2 protein-coding genes are annotated in these 2,422 nt (G+C 48.7%); both read left to right on the top strand.

The window, feature by feature from the left end:
• The first annotated feature begins 241 nt into the window (after window positions 1-241).
• On the top strand, window positions 242-1,063 hold the full coding sequence (ppsR, locus tag J1785_RS01730; protein WP_217218670.1) for a posphoenolpyruvate synthetase regulatory kinase/phosphorylase PpsR: 822 nt from the start codon (window positions 242-244) through the stop codon (window positions 1,061-1,063).
• A gap of 129 nt (window positions 1,064-1,192) precedes the next feature.
• Window positions 1,193-2,239: a 3-deoxy-7-phosphoheptulonate synthase gene (locus tag J1785_RS01725; RefSeq protein WP_217218669.1), complete on the top strand. Its 1,047-nt coding sequence runs from the start codon at window positions 1,193-1,195 to the stop codon at window positions 2,237-2,239.
• The last annotated feature ends 183 nt before the right edge of the window (window positions 2,240-2,422 follow it).

Here is a 2,422-nt window from a genome sequence, read left to right as displayed (position 1 = left end):
CGCTAATTCATTGCTAACTGAGCAGCTGATGTTCTGCTTGAGCAAATCAAAAGCTGCGATAAGTCGCGGAAAATTTAAAATGCCATTTCATTTATTACAGTCATTTTGCGCACTGTCTCGCAGCAATTAACAGAACATCGCCACGCAGATGAAATAGGCTTTTTATTTCATGCAATTCTGGTTATTACTAAATAAGGGATAATTTGAATATAAATGAAGTGCGATAAATCAGGAGTCGTTTGTGGACAGATGCGTGTTTTACATTTCTGACGGTACTGCCATTACAGCAGAGGTTTTAGGCCACGCTGTACTTTCACAATTTCCGGTCAACGCCACCACCTACTCTCTTCCCTTTGTTGAAAGTGAAGAGCGTGCCAAAGCAGTCTGCCGGCAAATCAATGACATTTTTGAAAAAACCGGCGCCCGTCCGCTGGTATTTTATTCTATTATTTCACCTCTCATCCGCGACATTATTCAAGGTAGTGAAGGTTTCTGTCAGGACATTGTCCAGTCGCTGGTCGCCCCTTTACAGAATGAGCTGGGCGTCGATCCTACCCCCATCGCCAACCGGACGCATGGTCTGACGGCCAGCAACATCACTAAATACGATGCGCGCATTGCCGCGATTGATTACACCCTGGCTCATGATGATGGCATTTCGCTGCGCAATCTCGATCAGGCCCAGGTGATTTTACTGGGCGTCTCGCGCTGCGGTAAAACGCCGACCAGCCTTTATCTGGCATTGCAGTTTGGTATCCGCGCAGCTAACTATCCGTTTACCGCCGACGACATGGACAATATTCAGTTACCTACCGCGTTAAAACCGCATATGCATAAGCTGTTTGGCCTGACGATTGACCCTGAACGCCTGACGGCAATTCGCCAGGAACGCGTTGAAAACAGCCGCTATGCTTCCTTGCGCCAATGCCGTATGGAAGTCTCTGAAGTGGAAGCATTATTTAGAAAAAATCAGATCCGCTACCTCAACAGTACAAACTATTCTGTTGAGGAGATATCAGCGAAGATCATGGACAGCTTCGGCATGAGCCGCCGTATGTTCTGAATACTTTTACTGATGTGGATGGCATATCCTGCTGACAGTGGTTGAATTCATCGGTTTTTGGGTTATTGTGATCGGCATCACTTCCCGGTATCCCTGCCGCAGAGAAGAAACACATTTTTCGAGAATACGATGTCACAAACAGATGAACTGCGTACGACGCGCATCGACAGCCTGATTACGCCTCAGGCACTGGCAGAAAAATTGCCAATTTCCCCGTCGGTCGCCCAACACGTGATGGAATCACGTAAACGAATTGAAAAGATTATCAGTGGGGAAGATCAACGGTTACTGGTTGTTATCGGTCCCTGCTCAATTCACGATATTGAAGCGGCTATTGATTACGCGGGCAAGCTTAGTGTATTGCGTGCAAAATATCAGGATCGCCTGGAAATCGTCATGCGTACGTACTTTGAAAAACCACGTACCGTTGTCGGCTGGAAAGGGCTGATTTCAGATCCTGAGTTGAACGGTTCCTGCCGGGTTAATGACGGTATTGAGCTGGCGCGGAAGGTATTACTGACTGTCAACCAACTGGGCATCCCGACCGCGACTGAATTCCTTGATATGGTGATTGGACAATATATTGCCGACCTGATCAGCTGGGGAGCCATCGGCGCACGGACCACCGAAAGTCAGATCCACCGCGAAATGGCTTCGGCGCTTTCCTGTCCTGTCGGTTTTAAAAATGGCACTGACGGGAATACCCGCATCGCCATCGACGCTATCCGTTCGTCACGCACCAGCCATATGTTCCTGTCGCCGGATAAAAATGGTCAGATGACCATTTACCGTACCGCTGGCAACCCTTACGGACATGTGATTATGCGTGGCGGTAAAAAGCCCAATTACCATGCCGCTGACCTCGAACAAGCCTGCCTGAATCTGGCTGAATTCGATTTAACGCAACGTCTGGTGGTCGATTTCAGTCATGGCAACTGCCAGAAACAGCACCGCCGTCAGCTCGAGGTAGCCGACGATGTTTGTCAGCAAATCACACGCGGTTCAACCACCATTGCGGGCATCATGGCGGAAAGTTTTCTGGTTGAAGGTACACAGCCTATCGTTCCTGGCAAACCCTTGGTTTACGGTCAGTCGATTACCGACCCTTGCCTGAGTTGGGAAGACACGGAGACATTACTGTCAATGCTCGCGCAAGCGACAAATAGCAGGTTCTGATCACTTTACTGTAACCTTTCTAAGGGCAGCGCAGGCTGCCCTTTTTTGTTTTCCTGGCATGTCCGGGTACGCGTAATAACCTGTCCGTTCTGATACTTTCCTCGCTTACCTCCCCTGTTCCCCTCTTAAATGAATGGGTTAACACCGCCGAATTCCCTGCTGAAGAGAAAAATTTTCTTGATG

The organism is Rahnella perminowiae, assembly GCF_019049755.1.
Classification (GTDB): Bacteria; Pseudomonadota; Gammaproteobacteria; order Enterobacterales; family Enterobacteriaceae; genus Rahnella; species Rahnella perminowiae.
This window is presented reverse-complemented; position numbering and strand designations above follow the sequence as displayed.

Coding starts and splice junctions, on each gene's coding strand:
- J1785_RS01725 (WP_217218669.1), top strand. CDS start 1,193: ATGTCACAAACAGATGAACTGCGTACGACGCGCATCGACAGCCTGATT.